The organism is Streptomyces sp. NPDC058619 (assembly GCF_042717785.1).
Classification (GTDB): domain Bacteria; phylum Actinomycetota; class Actinomycetes; order Streptomycetales; family Streptomycetaceae; genus Streptomyces.
Genome location: NZ_JBHXQN010000022.1, coordinates 54,492 through 73,206, shown reverse-complemented (window position 1 = coordinate 73,206; position 18,715 = coordinate 54,492). Strand labels below are relative to the sequence as shown.

At 71.6% G+C, this 18,715-nt stretch carries 18 protein-coding genes and 1 pseudogene; 10 read left to right on the top strand and 9 right to left on the bottom strand.

Annotated features, from left to right (window positions below; translation table 11 throughout):
* Nucleotides 1-391 precede the first annotated feature (391 nt).
* The 3 genes and pseudogenes from ACFWTC_RS22060 to ACFWTC_RS22050 all read left to right on the top strand — a co-directional run bounded on the left by ACFWTC_RS22060 (nt 392) and on the right by ACFWTC_RS22050 (nt 2,705).
* Nucleotides 392-991, top strand: a complete 600-nt coding sequence (locus ACFWTC_RS22060) for a VanZ family protein (RefSeq protein WP_383918006.1) — start codon at nt 392-394, stop codon at nt 989-991.
* On the top strand, nt 897-1,616 hold the full coding sequence (locus ACFWTC_RS22055) for a response regulator transcription factor (protein ID WP_383918009.1): 720 nt from the start codon (nt 897-899) through the stop codon (nt 1,614-1,616). The genes ACFWTC_RS22060 and ACFWTC_RS22055 overlap by 95 nt, the downstream gene beginning before the upstream one ends.
* A pseudogene (locus tag ACFWTC_RS22050) lies at nt 1,609-2,705 on the top strand (sensor histidine kinase). The gene ACFWTC_RS22055 and the pseudogene ACFWTC_RS22050 overlap by 8 nt, the downstream one beginning before the upstream one ends.
* Before the next feature lie 31 nt (nt 2,706-2,736).
* On the opposite strand, the gene ACFWTC_RS22045 reads toward ACFWTC_RS22050, so the two are convergent.
* The 4 genes from ACFWTC_RS22045 to ACFWTC_RS22030 form a co-directional block, all read right to left on the bottom strand.
* Nucleotides 2,737-3,846, bottom strand: a complete 1,110-nt coding sequence (locus ACFWTC_RS22045) for a hypothetical protein (protein WP_383918012.1) — start codon at nt 3,844-3,846, stop codon at nt 2,737-2,739.
* Nucleotides 3,847-3,944: 98 nt separating this feature from the next.
* Nucleotides 3,945-4,931 carry a glycine betaine ABC transporter substrate-binding protein gene (locus tag ACFWTC_RS22040; RefSeq protein WP_383918015.1) on the bottom strand — a complete coding sequence of 329 codons (987 nt, stop codon included), beginning with the start codon at nt 4,929-4,931 and terminating at the stop codon, nt 3,945-3,947.
* 32 nt (nt 4,932-4,963) lie between these two features.
* Nucleotides 4,964-5,632: an ABC transporter permease gene (locus tag ACFWTC_RS22035; protein WP_383918018.1), complete on the bottom strand. Its 669-nt coding sequence runs from the start codon at nt 5,630-5,632 to the stop codon at nt 4,964-4,966.
* A 4-nt stretch (nt 5,633-5,636) separates the two neighbouring features.
* On the bottom strand, nt 5,637-6,335 hold the full coding sequence (locus ACFWTC_RS22030; protein WP_383918021.1) for an ABC transporter permease: 699 nt from the start codon (nt 6,333-6,335) through the stop codon (nt 5,637-5,639).
* Between the two features lie 175 nt (nt 6,336-6,510).
* On the opposite strand from ACFWTC_RS22030, the gene ACFWTC_RS22025 reads away from it, so the two are divergent.
* A complete protein-coding gene (locus tag ACFWTC_RS22025) occupies nt 6,511-7,479 on the top strand; it encodes an ABC transporter ATP-binding protein (protein ID WP_383918024.1) in 969 nt (322 codons plus the stop codon).
* A gap of 146 nt (nt 7,480-7,625) precedes the next feature.
* Here the strand turns inward: ACFWTC_RS22025 and ACFWTC_RS22020 are convergent, their stop codons facing one another.
* Nucleotides 7,626-8,735, bottom strand: coding sequence for an alpha/beta hydrolase (locus ACFWTC_RS22020; protein ID WP_383918027.1), 1,110 nt, complete (start codon nt 8,733-8,735; stop codon nt 7,626-7,628).
* Nucleotides 8,736-8,887: 152 nt separating this feature from the next.
* Between ACFWTC_RS22020 and ACFWTC_RS22015 the strand changes: the two genes are divergently transcribed.
* From ACFWTC_RS22015 to ACFWTC_RS21990, 6 genes are all read left to right on the top strand, one after another.
* Nucleotides 8,888-10,738: a phosphatidylglycerol lysyltransferase domain-containing protein gene (locus ACFWTC_RS22015; protein ID WP_383918030.1), complete on the top strand. Its 1,851-nt coding sequence runs from the start codon at nt 8,888-8,890 to the stop codon at nt 10,736-10,738.
* A 103-nt stretch (nt 10,739-10,841) separates the two neighbouring features.
* Nucleotides 10,842-11,711, top strand: a complete 870-nt coding sequence (folP, locus tag ACFWTC_RS22010) for a dihydropteroate synthase (protein WP_383918033.1) — start codon at nt 10,842-10,844, stop codon at nt 11,709-11,711.
* Nucleotides 11,712-11,733: 22 nt separating this feature from the next.
* On the top strand, nt 11,734-12,177 hold the full coding sequence (locus tag ACFWTC_RS22005; protein WP_383918036.1) for a nuclear transport factor 2 family protein: 444 nt from the start codon (nt 11,734-11,736) through the stop codon (nt 12,175-12,177).
* A gap of 131 nt (nt 12,178-12,308) precedes the next feature.
* Nucleotides 12,309-12,668 (top strand): dihydroneopterin aldolase, encoded by a 360-nt coding sequence (folB, locus tag ACFWTC_RS22000; protein WP_383918038.1) that lies wholly within the window; start codon nt 12,309-12,311, stop codon nt 12,666-12,668.
* On the top strand, nt 12,665-13,273 hold the full coding sequence (folK, locus tag ACFWTC_RS21995) for a 2-amino-4-hydroxy-6-hydroxymethyldihydropteridine diphosphokinase (RefSeq protein WP_383918041.1): 609 nt from the start codon (nt 12,665-12,667) through the stop codon (nt 13,271-13,273). Before folB ends, folK begins: the two co-directional genes overlap by 4 nt.
* Nucleotides 13,274-13,326: 53 nt before the next feature.
* Nucleotides 13,327-13,815: a DUF3180 domain-containing protein gene (locus ACFWTC_RS21990; RefSeq protein ID WP_383918043.1), complete on the top strand. Its 489-nt coding sequence runs from the start codon at nt 13,327-13,329 to the stop codon at nt 13,813-13,815.
* Between the two features lie 120 nt (nt 13,816-13,935).
* Here ACFWTC_RS21990 and folE read toward each other — a convergent pair whose 3' ends face one another.
* The 4 genes from folE to tilS all read right to left on the bottom strand — a co-directional run bounded on the left by folE (nt 13,936) and on the right by tilS (nt 18,570).
* A complete protein-coding gene (folE, locus tag ACFWTC_RS21985; RefSeq protein ID WP_383918046.1) occupies nt 13,936-14,544 on the bottom strand; it encodes a GTP cyclohydrolase I FolE in 609 nt (202 codons plus the stop codon).
* A 96-nt stretch (nt 14,545-14,640) separates the two neighbouring features.
* Nucleotides 14,641-16,674, bottom strand: coding sequence for an ATP-dependent zinc metalloprotease FtsH (gene ftsH, locus ACFWTC_RS21980; RefSeq protein ID WP_383918048.1), 2,034 nt, complete (start codon nt 16,672-16,674; stop codon nt 14,641-14,643).
* Nucleotides 16,675-16,881: 207 nt separating this feature from the next.
* Nucleotides 16,882-17,442 carry a hypoxanthine phosphoribosyltransferase gene (gene hpt / locus ACFWTC_RS21975; RefSeq protein WP_383918050.1) on the bottom strand — a complete coding sequence of 187 codons (561 nt, stop codon included), beginning with the start codon at nt 17,440-17,442 and terminating at the stop codon, nt 16,882-16,884.
* A gap of 66 nt (nt 17,443-17,508) precedes the next feature.
* Nucleotides 17,509-18,570 (bottom strand): tRNA lysidine(34) synthetase TilS, encoded by a 1,062-nt coding sequence (tilS, locus tag ACFWTC_RS21970; protein ID WP_383918052.1) that lies wholly within the window; start codon nt 18,568-18,570, stop codon nt 17,509-17,511.
* Nucleotides 18,571-18,715 lie beyond the last annotated feature (145 nt).

Sequence of the window (18,715 nt, the reverse complement as noted above, 5' to 3'; positions counted from 1 at the left end):
GGGGCCGGGGCCGCCGGGCGACCCCTGTATCGCGGGCGTATCGAAAATCCGATACGCCCGCGCAACGGCCCGACGTCCCATGGAGCCATGAACCCCGACGCGTCCCCGTCCGCGCCGCCCCGCCGCACGCGCGGGGCCGTCCTCCTCGGCCTGACGGTCCTCGGCCTGGCGGTCCTCGGCCTGGCGGGAGCCGTGTTCGCCGTGCGGCGGCCGCTCATGATGTCCGCCCCGGTGTGCGTGGCCGGGCGGTGGCACGACTGCTTCGACACGTTCAACGGCGTGGTGCTCATGACACTGGTCACGCTGCCCTTGGCCGTACTGGTGGCGTGGGCGCTGGCAGTCCGCCGGCGCCGCCGCCCCCGCCTGGCGGATGTCGCTGGCCGAGGTGGGCATGGTCCACGGAACGGTGCCGTTCGTGTGGATGACGATGACGCCGGGTTCCGGGGCCGGCGTCGTCCCCGGCCGGCTGAGCCTCGTACCGCTGCGGGACCTGCTCACGATGGGGCCGCTCGGGATCGCGGGCAACCTGCTGGTCTTCGCGGCCCTCGGGTTCTTCGCTCCCGTGCGGTGGGCGGCGGTGGCGTCCGTGCCGCGGATCCTCGCCCTCGGCGCAGGCTGCTCGGTCCTCGTGGAGAGCGCCCAGTACGTCCTGCGGCTGGACCGGGTGTCCTCGGTGGACGACGTCCTGGTCAACGCCGCCGGCGCCGCGCTCGCCGGGCTGGCCTCGCGCCGCTGGTGGCGCACCCCGCCACGGGCCCGGTCGGAACGGCCCCGCCCCGCGCCCGCGCCGACGGGTCGACCCGCGCCACCGGCGGCCACCGGCCCCACCCCCGCCGGTACGCGTCGGCCCCCGCCGGCATACGTCGGCGATACGGCCCGCCGCCTAGGCTTCGGCCATGCGCGTACTGATCGTGGAGGACGAGCCGTACCTGGCCGAGGCCGTCCGGGACGGTCTGCGGCTGGAGGCGATCGCCGCCGACATCGCCGGTGACGGCGACTCCGCCCTGGAACTGCTCGGCGTCCACTCCTACGACCTCGCGATCCTCGACCGCGACATCCCCGGCCCCTCCGGCGACGAGGTCGCCCGGCACATCGTCGCCTCCGGCCGCTGCCTGCCGATCCTCATGCTGACCGCCGCCGACCGGATCGACGACAAGGCCTCCGGGTTCGGGCTCGGCGCCGACGACTACCTCACCAAACCGTTCGAGCTGCGGGAACTCGTCCTGCGGCTGAGGGCGCTCGACCGCCGGCGCGCGTACGCCCGGCCCCCGGTCCGCGAGATCGCGGGCCTGCGGCTCGACCCCTTCCGCCGGGAGGTCTTGCGCGACGGGCACCACGTCGCGCTCACCCGCAAACAGTTCGCCGTGCTGGAAGTCCTCGTCACCGCCGAGGGCGGGGTCGTCTCCGCCGAAGAGCTCCTGGAACGGGCCTGGGACGAGAACGCCGACCCCTTCACCAACGCCGTGCGCATCACCGTCTGCGCCCTGCGCAAACGGCTCGGCGGACCGTGGATCATCGCCACGGTGCCCGGGGTCGGCTACCGGATCGACGCCGGCGGGCAGACCGGCGGGGGCAGCGGCGGGGACACCGCCGCCCCCGGCCGTACGCATGCGTAGACGCCCGGCGCTCAGCGCCCGCCTGAAACTCACCCTCAGCTACGCCGGGTTCCTCCTCCTCGCCAGCGCCCTCCTGCTGGCCGTGGTGTGGATGTTCCTGCTGCGCTACGTGCCGGACAACTCCCAGGGCCTGCTCGGGGTCTCACCCAACCGCTACCTCCTCGTGCACACCTTCGCCCCCGCCGCGGCCGTGGCACTGGCCTGCCTGCTCGTGTTCGGCCTCGTGGGGGGCTGGATCCTCGCCGGCCGGATGCTCGCCCCCCTCATCCGGATCACGGACGCGGCTCGGACGGCGGGGAAGGGGTCGCTGTCGCACCGGATCCGCATGACGGGGCGCACGGACGAGTTCCGCGAACTCTCCGACGCGTTCGACTCGATGCTCGACCAACTGGAGTCCCACGTCGCCGAACAGCAGCGGTTCGCCGCGAACGCCTCCCACGAGCTGCGCACCCCGCTGGCGATCTCGCGGACGCTCCTCGACGTCGCCCGCAAGGACCCCGCGCGGGACCGGGACGAACTCGTCGAGCGCCTGCACGCCGTCAACACCCGGGCGATCGAACTCACCGAGGCCCTGCTGCTGCTCAGCCGCGGCGACCGCGGGGGTCTCGTCCGCGAGGACGTCGACCTGTCCCTCCTCGCCGAAGAGGCCGCCGAGACGCTGCTCCCCCTCGCCGAGCAGCGCCGGATCGCGCTCGACGTCACCGGAGGGGCGGCCCCGACGGGCGGCTCCGCGGAGCTCCTGCTGCGGATGGTGACGAACCTCGTCCAGAACGCCGTCGTCCACAACCTCCCCGCCGGCGGCACCGTGACGGTCCACACCGGGGCGTACGGCGGAACGAGCGTGCTGCGGGTCGGGAACACGGCCACCGGATCCCCGCCGCGCTGGTCCCAACCCTCACCGAGCCCTTCCAGCGCGGTACGGAGCGCGTACGCACCGACGAGCACGCCGGCGCCGGCCTCGGGCTGGCCATCGTGCACAGCATCGTCCGCGCCCACGACGGGACCCTGGACCTCGCCCCCGGCCCCGCCGGCGGACTCCTCGTCACGGTCCGGTTCCCCGCGACGCCGCCCGTACGGGACGACCTCTAGGGCCTTCGGTCCGTCGCTGCTCCGGGGTGCCCTAGGAGATCGCGGTGCGCAGCCGGGCCACGTCGATCGGCTCGGTCTCGTCGTGGGCGGTCAGGTCGATGACCTGGCCCACCGCGCGGGTCTCGGCGGTCACCGGCTTGAACCGGGGCTCGGCGCTGGTCTGCGCGGCCTCGGCCTTGTGCGCCGCGAGGGCCTCGGCGCCGACGACGTCGGCCAGGTCCTCGTTCTGCACGGCCTCGATCACCGCGCGGGCCTGCGCCGCGTTCTTGGTGCCGAAGAAGTCGAAGCCGCCCTCGACACGGGACGCCGTACGCCGCTGGGCCGCGTACGGGGCGACTGCGGCGGCGAGACGGCGCGCGGGCACCGCGGCCGCACCGGTGAGCGCCGGACGGGCGTGGGCCCCGGCCGCGCCGGGCGCGGGTTCGGCGGCCGCGGCGGGAGCAGGGGTCGGAGCCTGAGCGGGCACCGGGGCGGGAGCACCGGCAGTCGGAGCGGGGACGGGCGCCGGGACACGCGCGGACGGTGGCCGGGGCGGGCCCGGCAGGACCGGGGTCTTCGCCTTGCGGGCCAGCGCCCCGAGGGCCGCGTTGGCCCGGGCGTAGCCGACCGGGGTGGGCGCGCCGGCGGCGGTGCGCTCCTCGGAGACGGCCGGGAGTTCCTTCGGCGCCCCCGCGGCCGGGGCCGCGGCCGCCTCGATGGCCAGCAGCCGGCGGCGCTCCAGGGCGCCCGCCCGCTCGGTCTCGGCGGTGGCGTACCGGCGCAGCAGCGCCGCGTGCTCGCCGCGCAGCCCGGCCAGTTCCACACGCTTGGCCCGCAGCTTGGTGTCGAGCTTGGCCCGCAGCACGCGGGCCTCCTCGAGGTCGGATTCGAGCTCGGCTATCCGCTCGTCCGTCTTCCACTCGTCCTTGACCCGTTCGCGCGCCAGCTCCGCGACCCGCCGTCCCGCCGACTGGTCCCAGGCGCGCATGACGACGGCTCCGGCGATCCCCGCGGTGGCCGTGACGGCCACGAGCAGCCGTAGCGCCAGCGGTTCGGCGAGCAGCCAGGCCGCGCCGGCGCTGACGGCACAGACACCGGCGACGGTCGTCGGCGTGAGCAGCCGGTGCAGGGGTTCGGGATTGCGGTGGCGTCCACGGGGCATGGCCAGAAATTTACAGGGCGTTGAGGCCGAGTGGGGTACCCGCACGGCAAATCCTTGCCGGGCGGTTACCCCACATCTCTGCATCAACCGCGTAACTGCTAGTTCTTCACGAGGCCCTTGGACTCCAGGTAGGCCTTCGCCACGTCGGCCGGCTTGGCGCGCTCCGCGTCCACCTTGCGGTTGAGGTCGACGAGGTCGGCCGTCGTGAGCGCCTTGGTCAGCTTGTCCAGCGCGGCCGCGACCTCCGGGGCGCCCGCGTCCTTGGCGTTCACCACGGGCAGGACGTTGTCGGCGTTCTGGAGCTTCTTGTCGTCCTCCAGCAGGACCAGGCCGTAGCTGTCGAGGGTGGCGTCCGTGGTCGTGGTCAGCACGAGCTGGTCCGCGCCGTCCTTGACCGCCTGCTTGGACTGCGGGGTGCCGACGCCCTTCGGGTCGATTCCGGCCACCTGGATCCCGTACGTTTTCGTGAGCCCGGGGGCGCAGAAGGGACGGACGGCGCACTCGTCACCCGCAGCGATCTTCACCTTCAGACCGGACGTGCCGAGGTCGGACAGCGTCTTCAGGTTGTTCTTCCGGGCGAACTCCTTCGTCACCGCGAAGGCGTTCTGGTCGACGGCGCCGCCGGCCGGGAGGGCCTTGAGGCCCAGCGGGCCGGCGAGCTTCTCCAGCGCCGCCACGGTCGCCGCGACATCGCTGGAGGCGACCGGCTTCTCCTCCGGCGCCTTCGCGCCGTTCACCTTGGCGTTGAGGAACTCCGCGAGGGTGGCCGCGTACTCCGGGACGACGTCGATCTCGCCCTTCTCCAGCGACGGTTCGTACAGCTCGCGGTTGTTGACCGTCTTGACGGAGGTGCTGTAGCCCGCGTCCTTGAGGACCTGCGCGTACAGCTCCGCGAGCACGTTGGCCTCGGTGAAGCCGGCCGAGCCGATCACCAGGCTGCCCTTGCCGCCTCCCGCGGGGGGCTCGGAGGAGGCCGAGCCGCCGTCCTTGCTCTTCTCCAGGCTGTCGCCGCCGCACGCGGCCAGCGACACCGTCAGCGCCAGGGCGCCCAGGGACGCGCCGAGGACGCGTGTGGTCTTGCTCATGGGGGTACTCCGTTCGAGGCGATGGACAGGAATCAGCGGGACGTCGCGGCCCGCGGCAGCAGCCGGTCCGCCGCGATCAGAGCGCCCTCCACCAGCAGGGCGAGCGCCGCAACGAGCAGGGCGCCCGCGACGACCTGCGCGGTGTCGTACGTGTTGAAGCCGGCGGTGATGATCCGGCCGAGTCCGCCCTGGCCGACCATCGCGGCGATGGTGGCGGTGGCGATGACCTGCACGGCGCCGGACCGCAGGCCCGTCATCACCAGGGGCCGGGCGAGCGGGAGTTCCACCCTCAGGAAGAGCTGGCCGCCGGACATGCCCATGCCGCGGGCGGCCTCGACCACGGAACGGTCGACCTCGCGCATGCCGACGTACGCGTTGGTCAGCAGCGGCGGGATGGCGAACAGCACCAGGGCGGCGATGGTCGGCAGGTAGCCGGAGTTGCGAAGCGGGGAGACCATGAACAGGGCCAGCACCGCGAAGACGGGAACGGCCCGGCCGATGTTGGAGATGTTGACCGCGAGCGCGCCGCCCTTGCCGAGATGGCCGAGGTACAGGCCGACCGGGAGCGCCACCGCGCAGGCGATCGCGAGGGCGATCCCGCTGACGTAGACGTGCTCGCCGAGCCGGTGCCAGACGCCGCTCTCCCCGGACCAGTTGGCGCCGTCGGCCAGCCAGTCCCAGGCCCCTCCCAGTACGCCCACGGCCTCAGGCCCCCTTGCCGGAGGCGGCCGGGCGCCCGGTGGCCCGGGTCCACGGGGTGAGCAGCCGCTGTACGCCGAGCAGCAGCAGGTCCGCGACCAGCGCGAGCAGCACGCACAGGACGGAGGCGGTGAGCACCTGTGCCTTGAAGGAGGTGTTCACGGCGGGGGCGATGAGGTTGCCGAGACCGCCCTTGCCGACGATGGAGCCGACGGTGGTCAGCGCCACGGTCGAGACCGTCGCGATCCGGACACCGGCCAGCAGTGCGGGCAGCGCCAGCGGCAGTTCCACCTGCCACAGCAGCCGCGAGGGGCCGTAGCCCATGCCGCGCGCGGCCTCCCGCACCTCCTCGGGGACGGCTTCCAGGCCCGCCAGTACGTTGCGGACCAGGATGGTCAGCGAGTACAGCACCAGGCCGGTCACCACCAGCGTCGCCGAGAGGCCGAAGACGGGCAGCAGCAGGGAGAACATGGCGAGGGAGGGCACCGTGTAGAGCAGCGTGGTCAGGCCCAGCACGGGCGCCGCCCAGCGGCGGCCGCGGCGGGCCAGCAGCGCCAGGGGCACCGACACGGCGATCCCGATGAGGACCGAGGCGCCGGTGATCCAGACGTGTTCGAGGGTCGCGTCGGTGAGCTCCTGGGAGCGGGAGGTCACGTAGTCCCAGCAGATCCAGTCGTTCGCCACCAGGCAGTTCTGCCCCGCCACGCTCCTCACCTCCCCCTTCACCGACGCTCATCGAACGCACGTCCCACCGAATGCCACAGCCAGGAGCGACCCTAACCCCAGGTACCCACATCGGCCGGAAACCTTCGCAGGCGCGCAACACTCCCCTAACAAACCCGAAGCCCATACGACCGCCTGCTTGGGGAAGGATGGCAGGGTGATCCGATTCGAGCATGTGACCAAGCGCTACCCCGACGGGACGACAGCCGTCGAGGACCTGTCCTTCGAGGTGGCGGAGGGGGAGCTGGTCACGCTCGTGGGCCCGTCCGGCTGCGGCAAGACGACCACCATGAAGATGGTCAACCGGCTGATCGAGCCGACCTCCGGCCGCATCCTCCTCGGCGGCGAGGACATCGCCGCGGCCGACCCGGTGGAGCTGCGCCGCCGGATCGGGTACGTCATCCAGCAGGTCGGGCTGTTCCCGCACAAGACGGTGCTGGAGAACACGGCGACCGTGCCGCAGCTGATCGGCACCCCGAAGGCCAAGGCCCGCGCGCGGGCCGCCGAGCTGCTCGACCTGGTCGGCCTGGACCCGTCCGTGTACGGCAGCCGGTACCCGGAGCAGCTGTCGGGCGGGCAGCGCCAGCGGGTCGGCGTGGCCCGCGCGCTGGCGGCCGATCCGCCGGTGCTGCTGATGGACGAGCCGTTCGGCGCGGTGGACCCGGTGGTGCGCGAGCGGCTGCAGAACGAGTTCCTGACGCTCCAGAAGACGGTGCGCAAGACGATCCTGCTGGTCACGCACGACCTGGAGGAGGCCATCCGGCTCGGCGACCGGATCGCCGTCTACGGCGCGGGCACCATCGAGCAGTTCGCCCGGCCGGCGGCCGTGCTCGGGGCGCCCGCCACCGACTACGTGGCCTCCTTCGTCGGCGCCGACCGGGGGCTCAAGCGGCTCGCCGTCACCGCCGTCGCGGAGGCCGACCTGGCGGAGGCGGACGCGACTGCCCCGACCCCGGTGGCCGCCGTCGAGCTGGGCGCGACCCTGCGCGAGGCCCTGGCGGTCCTGCTCCAGGGGGACTCGGGCCGGATCGGGGTCACCGACCCGGCCTCCGGCGCGCTGATCGGCGTACTGACCCCGGAGGGCGTCCACCGGGCGCTGCGCCGGGCCCAGCTCCAGGAGGCCTGAGCCCGGGGCGGGGCGGGGAGCCGGCCAAGGGCTCGGGGCTCCGGGCTCGGAGCCGGCCAAGGGCTCGGGGCTCCGGCTCCGGCCCGGAAACGGCGGGAGGGCCCGACGGTCGGGCCCTCCCGCGCCTCCCGCCCGCACGCTCCGGCTCAGGCCTGGATGCGGCCGCTCATCCACGCCAGCATCGGCGGGATCTCGCGGCGCCACGTGTTGAAGTTGTGACCACCGCTGTCGAGGATGATCGAGGAGACGCGGTCCGGGGACTTCACCTTCTTGATGAACTTCCGGGTGTCGCCCAGGTTCGGCTCGCCCTTCTCGCTGCTGGTGACGAGGAACGAGGTACCGCTCGGCTCCTTGGCGTCGATGCTGGCCAGGACGTCCGCGCGCTTCTTCAGCTGGGCGTCGCCGTGGAACAGGTCGCCGGTCGTCGGGTCGTCGGGGGCCTCGTAGTAGGCGGACAGCCCGGCGGCGGCACCGAACGTCTGCGGGTAGTGCGCGGCGATCTTCAGAGCGCAGTAGCCGCCCGTGGAATTGCCGATGAAGCCCATGTTCTCGGGCTTCTTGCCGACTCGGAACGTGTCGGTGATGGCCTGCGGGAGGTCCTCGCCGAAGAAGGTCTCGGTCTGCGGCCCGCCGGGTATGTCGACGCACTCGGTGTCACGCGGCGGCGCGATCGTCGGGCGCAGCATGACCAGGATCATCGGCTTCATCTTGCCCGCCTTGGACAGGCTGAAGGCCTTCATCGGGTAGTCGAGCCCTTTGATGAGGTTCTCGGCCGTGCCCGGGTACCCCGTCAGGACGATGGACGCCGGGAAGTTCTGGTCCTTGTGCTGCGGTTGGAAGTACTCCGGCGGCAGCCACACGTAGCCGGGGCTCGTTATCTTCGACTTCTGCCCGGATATGGCAACCTTCAGGATCTGACCACCCACCTGGGGCTTGCCCCCGCCGGGTACGTCCAGCTCCTGCTTGTCGACGACCTTGATGTCCTTGCTGCTCATCGAGTGGTCGACGACCTTACCGATCGATGTCTCCTGGCCGAACAGGTCGGCCCAGGTGCCGTAGAACAGGAACGACTTGTTGGCCGCGAGACCCACCGCCGAGAACAGCGCCAGCTGGGTCGCCAGCAGCAGTCCGATCCGGCCGGTGTACGCGCGCCAGGTGCGGCCCGAGAGCCTCGGCCAGAACACGACGGTGGCCGCGAAGAGCAGCACACCGGCGAGGATGGCCAGCGCCAGGACCGTATAACTGGTGAGACCCATGAGCAGTCAGTCGACTTTCTGATGGCAGGACTGGAAATTTCCGACGGAAGAGTGAACCCGCTCCTCGTCGATGTCGTCCTAATGGACGCACCACACACCGGAGGCTGTCGCGGCCTTCGGCCACTTGATCTCTCGCGGAGCAACGGGAAGCGATGTCTAGCAGGATAGATGGCGATAAGTCGGGACAGGTTCCGAGCGGGGTCCGCCGGATCCTCCGCGGACCACGGCCGGAGTCGGTTCCCGGCCTGGTAGGTACGGCCGTCATGATCGTCGGCCTTCTGGACATCGCGGCGGGGGTCTTCCCGCGCTTCCGGCACAGCCGGATCCACGCGGTGACCGAAGTGCTGCCCGGTTCCCTCGGCCCCTTCGCGGCGGCCCTGTCGATCAGCGCGGGCGTCCTGCTCCTGCTGCTCGCGCACGGCCTCAAGCGGCACAAGCGGCGCGCCTGGCGGGCCGCCGTCGTCCTGCTGCCCGCCGGCGCGGCGGCGCAGTTCACGTACCGCCACTCGCTGATCAGTGTGATCATCTCGGCGGTGCTCCTCGCGCTCCTGCTGCGCCACCAGAGTGAATTCAAGGCGCTGCCCGACCCGCGCAGCCGCTGGAAGGCGCTCGCCAACTTCGTTCTGATGAGCGCCGGTTCCATCGGCCTGGGCCTGGTCATCGTCAACGTGCACCCGGGCAAGGTCGTCGGCAACCCGAGCCTGTACGAGCAGATCACCCACGTCGTCTACGGCCTCTTCGGCTACGAGGGTCCCGTCGACTACGCCGGACGGGTGTCCTGGACGGTCGGCTACTCCCTCGGTGCGCTCGGCATGCTCACCGCGCTCACCACCATCTACCTGGCCTTCCGCCCCGAGCACCCGGCCGCCCGGCTCACCGCCGACGACGAGGCCCAGCTCCGCGGGCTGCTCGCCAAGCACGGCGGCCGCGACTCCCTCGGCCACTTCGCGCTCCGCCGCGACAAGGCCGTGGTCTTCTCCCCCAGCGGCAAGGCCGCCGTCACCTACCGCGTCGTCTCCGGTGTGATGCTCGCCTCCGGCGACCCCATCGGCGACGTCGAGGCCTGGCCCGGCGCCATCGAGCGCTTCATGGAGGAGGCCAAGGCCCACTCCTGGACCCCGGCCGTCATGGGCTGCAGCGAGACCGGCGGCGAGGTCTGGACCCGCGAGACCGGCCTCGACGCCCTGGAGCTGGGTGACGAGGCGATTGTCGATGTCAAAGACTTCTCCCTCGCGGGCCGCGCCATGCGCAATGTCCGCCAGATGGTGAAGCGCATCGAGCGCAACGGCTACACCACCCAGGTCCGCCGGGTCAGCGAGCTCACCGAGACCGAGCTGGAGCAGGTGCGCGGCGCCGCCGAGGCCTGGCGGGGCACCGACACCGAGCGCGGCTTCTCCATGGCGCTGGGCCGCGTCGGCGACCCGGGCGACGGGGACTGCTTCATCGCCACCGCCCACCGGGTCGAGGACGGCGACACGAGCCCGTTCGGCGACCTGAAGGCCGTCCTGCACTTCGTCCCGTGGGGCTCCGACGGCATGTCGCTGGAGCTGATGCGCCGCGACCGCGCCGCCGACCCCGGCATGAACGAGCTGCTCATCGTGGCCTCCCTGGAGGCCGCTCCGGGTCTGAAGATCGAGAAGGTCTCGCTGAACTTCGCGATGTTCCGCTCGGCCCTCGCCCGCGGCGAGAAGATCGGCGCCGGCCCGGTGCTGCGGATGTGGCGCGGGCTGCTGGTCTTCCTGTCCCGCTGGTTCCAGATCGAGTCCCTGTACAAGTTCAACGCGAAGTTCCGCCCCCGCTGGGAGCCCCGCTTCGTGGTCTTCCGCACCACCCGCGACCTGCCCCGCATCGGCTTCGCCGCGATGCAGGCCGAGGGCTTCGTGACGCTGGCCCTGCCGCGGCTGTTCGCCAGCCGCCGGCGGCCCAAGCCGGTCCGCACCTGCGCCCACCACCCCATGGCGTCGGTCCCGAAGCAGACGGAGCGCTCGGCCCAGGCCGCCTAGACCTTCGCCTGAACCGGGACCGGCAGGGCCCCGGAGCTGCGACCCTGCCGGGTCCGCGCCTCCGGGGCCCTGCCGTATCCAGGTCAGCCCTACCCTTGGACCTATGAACACGAAGCGCGGAGCCACCGGCAGGGGCCGGGTCGCAGGTCTTCCGGAGTGGGACCGCTGCGGGGTCATGGGCGTCGTCAACGTCACCCCCGACTCGTTCTCCGACGGCGGCCGCTGGTTCGACACCACCGCGGCCGTCAAGCGCGGGCTCGACCTCGTCGTCCAGGGCGCCGACCTCGTCGACGTCGGCGGCGAGTCCACCCGGCCCGGAGCCCCCCGCGTCGACGAGGAGGAGGAGCTGCGCCGGGTCGTCCCCGTCGTGCGCGGCCTGGCCTCCGAAGGCGTGGCCGTCTCCGTCGACACCATGCGCGCGAGCGTCGCCGCCCGCGCCGTCGCCGCCGGCGCGGTGCTGGTCAACGACGTCAGCGGCGGGCTCGCCGACCCCGGGATGATCGGGGCGGTCGCGGCCGCCGAGGTCCCCTTCGTGGTGATGCACTGGCGCGGCTTCAGCGCCGGCATGAACAGCCTCGCCGTCTACGACGACGTGGTCGGCGAGGTCAGTTCCGAGCTCCGCGACCGCCTCGACGCGGTCGTCGCCGGCGGCATCTCCCCCGAACGGCTCGTCGTCGACCCCGGCCTCGGCTTCGCGAAGAACGCCGACCACGACCTGGCCCTGGTCGCCCACCTGCCCGCCCTGCGCGCGCTCGGCTTCCCGCTCCTGATCGCCGCCTCGCGGAAGCGTTTCCTCGGCCGGGTGCTGGCCGGCGCGGACGCCGCCCCGCCGCCCGCCCGCGAGCGCGACGCGGCCACCGCCGCCGTCTCCGCCATCGCCGCCCACCAGGGCGCATGGGCCGTACGGGTCCACGAGGTACGGGCGACCGCGGACGCGGTTCGGGTGGCCCGCGCCGTGGAAGGGGCACTGTGACCACCGACCGAAGAGGAGCCCAGTGAGCAGAACCGACATCGAAGCGGTCGAAGAGGTCAACACGGCCTTCTACGAGGCCTTGGAGGTGGGGGACTTCGACGCACTGTCGGCGCTCTGGCTGGAGGACGAGATCTCCTGCGTGCACCCGGGCTGGCCGGTCCTCTCCGGCCGCGGCGAGGTGCTGCGCTCATATGCGCTGATCATGTCCCACACGGACTACATCCAGTTCTTCCTCACCGACACCAAGGTGGCCGTCATCGGCGACACCGCACTGGTGACCTGTACGGAGAACATCCTCAGCGGCGGGCCCGCCGAGGACGGCGGGGAGCTCGGCCCGCTGGTCGGTCAGCTGGTCGTCGCGACGAATGTGTTCCGACGCACACCCGGGGGCTGGCGGCTCTGGTCCCACCACGGTTCCCCCGTCCTCACGGAGTCCGACGAGGACGACGAGGACGACCCCTCCTGACCCGTCCGGCGGGAGCCGGGGTGTTTCGCAGGTAAATTCGAAGCCGGACGACGCCGACCGCACTCGGCGTAGGCCCATGGCCCCGGGGAGTCCCGGGACCGGCAGCACCTACGAAAGCAGGAGTGATTCGCGTGGATCGTGTCTCGCTGCGCGGCCTCAAGGCTCGCGGGCACCACGGCGTCTTCCCCCGGGAACGCGAGGAGGGCCAGACCTTCATCGTCGATCTCGTGCTCCACATCGACACCCGCCCCGCGGCGGCCGACGACGACCTGGCCAAGACCGTGCACTACGGGGTAGTCGCGGAGGAGGTTGTCGACGTGGTCCGGGGGGAGCCGGTCGACCTGATCGAGACGCTCGCCGAGCGGATCGCCCAGCAGTGCCTGAAGCACGAGGCGGTGGCACAGGTGGAGGTCGTCGTCCACAAGCCGGACGCGCCCATCACCGTCCCCTTCGACGACGTGACCATCACGATCACCCGGAGCCGCGCATGAACAACGGACTGAACGCACAGAGCGACCCCACGGTCCAGCCGGTACCGGCCTCCGTCGTCGAGGCGGTCGACGCGGCGGACGTCACGCTGTCCAACCCCAAATGGGCCGTGATCGCGCTCGGCGCGAACCTCGGGAACCGGCTGGAGACCCTCCAGGGCGCCATCGACGCCCTCGGCGACACGCCGGGCCTGCGGGTCAAGGCGGTCTCCCCGGTGTACGAGAGCGAGCCGTGGGGCGTGGAGCCCGGCTCCCAGCCCGCGTACTTCAACGCGGTCGTCTCGGTGAAGACGACCCTGCCCCCGTCCTCCCTCCTGGAGCGCGGACAGGCCATCGAGGAGGCCTTCGACCGCGTCCGCGAGGAGCGCTGGGGCCCGCGCACCATCGACGTCGACATCGTCGCGTACGCCGAGGTGGTCTCCGAGGACCCGCTCCTCACCCTCCCGCACCCGCGCGCCCACGAGCGCGCCTTCGTGCTGGCCCCCTGGCACGACATCGACCCGGAGGCCCGGATCCCTGGCCGGGGAGCCGTCTCCGCGCTCCTGGCCGGAATCGGCCTGAACGGCGTCACGCCGCGCGCGGACCTGGAACTCCGCCTCCCCGAGTAGTCGTTACCCTGTGGACTGCTGACGGATCGGCGCGGGAAGCGGGGAACGGGCAAGTGAAGCAACTGAGGCCGGCGGTACTGGCGGGCATCTTCGCGGTCGCCGCCGTCCTGTCCTGGGCGGGCGCCCGCCTGTGGAACGCGTACGGCACCCTCCCCGGCGTCCCGCTGGCCGCTCCGATCGTCCTGGCGGTCATCGCCGTGGTGCTGCTGGCCACCGCGCTGTCGCTGCGCGCCCGGCTGAAGGCGCAGCGCGACCGGCGGCCCGGCGCCAAGGGCGTGGATCCGCTGATGGCGGCCCGCGCGGTGGTCTTCGGCCAGGCCAGCGCGCTGGTCGCGGCCCTCGTGGCGGGGATGTACGGCGGTGTGGGCGTCTTCCTGCTCACCGAGGCCATGGACGTCCCCGCCCGCCGCGACCAGGCCTGGTACGCCGCTTTCTCGGTCCTGGCGGGCGCGGCGGTCATCGCCGCGGCCCTCTTCCTGGAACGCGTCCTCAAGCTCCCCGAGGACGACGACGAGTCCCCGGAGGCCCCGGCCCCCGCCTGACGGCCACCCGCCACAACGCCACACGCCGCGCCCACAACGCCACGGTCCCCCTCCGCGAACGCGCGGAGGGGGACTGTGGCGCATGTACGGCGCCGGCGGCCGGGCGCCGGCCGGCGGGGCTCAGTGGGCGATGATCAGGCTCATGGCCTCGCTGCGCGTCGCCGGGGCGCGGAGCTGGCCGCGGACCGCGGACGTGATCGTCTTGGCGCCCGGCTTGCGGATGCCGCGGACCGACATGCACATGTGCTCGGCCTCGATGACGACGATGGCGCCGCGGGCGTCCAGGATCTCCATCAGGGAGTCGGCTATCTGGGTGGTGAGACGTTCCTGCACCTGCGGGCGGCGGGCGAAGACGTCCACCAGGCGGGCCAGCTTCGACAAACCGGTGATCTTGCCGTTCTCCGCCGGTATGTAGCCGACGTGGGCCACGCCGTGGAACGGCAGCAGGTGGTGCTCGCACAGGCTGACGATCTCGATGTCCTTCACCAGGACCAACTCGTCGTGCCCCAGGTCGAAGACCGTGGTCAGCACGTCCTCGGGGTTCTGCCGCAGACCGGCCAGGATCTCCCGGTACGCCCGCGCCACGCGTGCGGGGGTCTCCCGCAGGCCCTCGCGGTCCGGGTCCTCCCCGACCGCGATCAGGAGCTCGCGCACGGCGGCCTCGGCACGCTTCTCGTCGAACTCGCCGATCGTGCCCTCGCCGCCGGTCAGGGTCACTGGGTCGGTCATCTCATCCTCGTTCCTGTGTGCCACGCAAACGGGCACGTGAAAGTGCCGCGCCCCCCAGGCTAGAACCTGGGGGGCGCGGCTTCCATTCCGGTCGGATCAGGCCTCGGGGGTGTCCTCGGGGGCCACCTCGATGCCCTTCTCCGTCGAGACCGGCGCGGCGGCGGACGCCGACGTGCCGTTCGCCGAGTTCGTCAGCTGGAGCTCTTTGGGAGAGAGCACCGGCGGACGGGTGGAGGGGGTGCGGCGGGAGGAGCCGGTCCACGCGGGGCGGGCCGGACGCTTCACGATCGTCGAGAAGACCTCGGCGATCTGCTCCTTGTTCAGCGTCTCCTTCTCCAGCAGCGCGAGAACCAGGTTGTCGAGGACGTCACGGTTCTCGACGAGGATCTCCCACGCCTCGTTGTGCGCGGTCTCGATGAGCTTCTTGACCTCTTCGTCGACCAGCGCCGCGACCTCTTCCGAGTAGTCCCTCGGGTGCGCCATTTCGCGCCCCAGGAACGGCTCGGTGTTGTCGCCGCCGAACTTGATCGCACCGAGACGCTCGGTCATGCCGTACTGCGTGACCATGGCCCGCGCCGTGGCGGTGGCCTTCTCGATGTCGTTCGCCGCGCCCGTCGTCGGGTCGTGGAAGACCAGCTCCTCGGCCGCGCGCCCACCCAGCATGTACGCCAGCTGGTCGAGCATCTCGTTGCGCGTGGTCGAGTACTTGTCCTCGTCGGGCAGGACCATGGTGTATCCCAGGGCCCGTCCGCGGGACAGGATCGTGATCTTGTGGACCGGGTCGGAGTTCGGGGAGGCCGCAGCGACCAGGGCGTGTCCGCCCTCGTGGTACGCGGTGATCTTCTTCTCCCGGTCCGACATGATCCGGGTCCGCTTCTGCGGGCCCGCCACGACGCGGTCGATCGCCTCGTCCAGCGAGTGGTTGTCGACCAGCTTCTTGTCCGAGCGGGCGGTCAGCAGGGCCGCTTCGTTCAGGACGTTGGCGAGATCGGCACCGGTGAAGCCGGGCGTGCGCCGGGCAACCGCGCCCAGGTCGACGTCCGGGGCGACCGGCTTGCCCTTCTGGTGGACCTTGAGGATCTCCAGACGGCCCTGCATGTCGGGACGGTCGACCGCGATCTGCCGGTCGAAACGGCCCGGACGCAGCAGCGCCGGGTCGAGGATGTCCGGACGGTTCGTGGCGGCGATCAGGATGACGCCGCCCTTCACGTCGAAGCCGTCCATCTCGACCAGCAGCTGGTTGAGGGTCTGCTCGCGCTCGTCGTGGCCGCCGCCGAGACCCGCACCGCGGTGCCGGCCGACGGCGTCGATCTCGTCGACGAAGACGATCGCCGGGGCGTTGGCCTTGGCCTGCTCGAACAGGTCACGGACACGCGAGGCACCGACACCGACGAACATCTCGACGAAGTCGGACCCGGAGATCGAGTAGAAGGGGACACCGGCCTCGCCCGCGACGGCGCGCGCGAGCAGGGTCTTTCCGGTGCCGGGCGGGCCGTACAGCAGCACGCCCTTGGGGATCTTGGCGCCGACGGCCTGGAACTTCGCCGGCTCCTGGAGGAACTCCTTGATCTCGTGGAGTTCCTCGACGGCCTCGTCCGAACCCGCGACATCGGCAAACGTCGTCTTCGGGGTGTCCTTGGTGATGAGCTTGGCCTTGGACTTCCCGAAGTTCATGACCCGGGAGCCGCCGCCCTGCATCTGGTTCATCAGGAACAGGAAGACAACGACGATGAGGACGAAGGGCAGGAGCGAGAGCAGCACGCTCAGGAACGGGCTGGTCTTGTCCGGAGAGACGGAGTAGCCCTTGGGAATCTGACCGGCTTCGTACTTGCTCTGGAGGTTCTGGGCGAGCTGGACGCCCTGATCCCCGATGTAGTTGGCCTGGAACTTGGTGCCGTCGCGCTTGTCGAGCTTCTGATCGCTCTTCAGATCGATCTTGATCATCTGGCTGTCGCCGGTGGTCAGGCGTGCCTGCTCCACCTGGCCACTGTTGATCGCCTTGATGACCTCGCTGGTGTCCACCGACTTGTAGCCGCCGCCGGAGCCGACGACATTCATCAACACGACCACGGCGAGGACGGCCAGCACGATCCACATGACCGGCCCACGGAAGTATCGCTTCACGTCCATCCATACGGGGCGCCAGGCACCCCGTCCCTCCTGCCCGTAGGTAAATGCTGCTGTGAGTAAAGACTGTTCTTCGGAATGTACCCCTGTATTGTCACCCGCGGCCTCGTGGGACGGCTGACAGACCCGCTTCCCCTGCTCCAACGCCGGAGAGCGCCCCCAGGTTCCCCTCGCTCTGCGAGGGGGCGGTCCCGGGGGCCGGGAGGGTGCTCAGCCGCCGTACACGTGCGGGGCGAGCGTGCCGACGAACGGCAGGTTGCGGTACTTCTCCGCGTAGTCGAGGCCGTAGCCCACGACGAACTCGTTGGGGATGTCGAAGCCGACCCACTTCACGTCGATGGCGACCTTCGCGGCGTCGGGCTTGCGCAGCAGCGTGACGACCTCCAGGGAGGCCGGCTCGCGGGAGCCCAGGTTCGACAGCAGCCAGGACAGCGTCAGACCCGAGTCGATGATGTCCTCGACGATCACGACGTGCTTGCCCTTGATGTCGGTGTCCAGGTCCTTGAGGATCCGGACCACGCCCGAGGACTGGGTCCCGGCGCCGTACGAGGACACCGCCATCCAGTCCATGGTGAGCGGGGTGGACAAGGCGCGCGCCAGGTCCGCCATCACCATCACGGCGCCCTTGAGCACACCGACGATGAGCAGGTCCTTGCCCGCGTACTCCGCATCGATCTTCGCGGCCAGCTCGGCCAGCTTCGCGTCGATCTCTTCCTTGGTGATGAGCACCGACTGGAGGTCGCTGCCCATGTCCTTCTCGTCCACCCGCATCACTTTCGTTGTCGGCCGGGGCTCCGGGGGCGACCCCGGAGGACTCAGCCGTGTTTCGAGCGCCAATCAGCCCTGCCGAATGACAAGTCTGCCACCCTGCCGCTGGGCCTCGACCCGGCCGGGCAGGTTGATGGCGCCCTGACCGCGCCATCCGGTGATGAGGCGGTCGACTTCCTCGATGTGACGGGCGAAGAGGGACCCCGCGGGGGAACCGGCGGCGACCACGGCCCTGCGCAGCACCCGGCGGCGGACGGCCGGGGGCAGGGCGTACAGCTTGGCGCACTCCAGGCGGCCGTCGTCGTCCCGTACGCCGGTCTCCGCGGAGGCGGCCCAGGAGTCCAGGGCGTCGGCGTCGTCGCGGGACAGCTGGGCGGTCCGGGCGAGAGCCTCGACGACCCCCTTGCCCAGCGCCTTCTCCAGGGCGGGCAGTCCCTCGTGGCGCAGGCGGGAGCGGGTGTAGGCGGGGTCGGCGTTGTGCGGGTCGTCCCAGACGGGGAGGGACTGGACCATGCAGGCCTTGCGGGCGGTCTGCCGGTCGACCTGGAGGAAGGGGCGGCGGTAGCGGTTGGTGCGGCCGGGGCCGCCCGACTTCTCGGCCATGCCGGAGAGGGACCGGATGCCGGAGCCGCGGGCGAGGCCCAGCAAAACGGTTTCGGCTTGGTCGTCGCGGGTGTGGCCCAGCAGTACGGCGGCGGCGCCCAGCCGGTCGGCGGCCTCGTCCAGGGCTCCGTAGCGGGCGTCGCGGGCGGCGGCCTCGGGGCCGCCGTCACGGCCGACGCGCACGGCGACGGACTCCACCGGGTCGAGGCGGAGCGCGGTCATGCGGGTGACGACCTCGGCGGCGCGCAGGTCGGAGCCGGCCTGGAGGCCGTGGTCGACGGTGATGCCGCCGGCCCGGATGCCGAGCTTGGGCGCCTCGAAGGCCAGGGCGGAGGCGAGGGCCATCGAGTCGGCGCCGCCGGAGCAGGCGACGAGGACGAGCGGCGGGCCGCCGGCCGGGGTGCGCGGGTCGGCACAGGGCGCGGCCCCGGACCGGGTCTGGGGAAGTTCGGTGAGATCGGTGAGGATGTCGTGGAGTACGCGGCGGACCGCCAGGCGTATCGCCGCGACCGCAGGATGGGGACCCATGTCCGGTGCCCTTCGGTGGAGTTCGGATGCCTCGGAGGCTCCCCCGGCAGGTGTCGGGAGGGCCCCTGGTATGGGGTGCTCTGGAGTGGTGCCCGGATTTCCCCGCGGAGCGGGGATGTCACTCAGAGTGCGTCGATGGTGACAG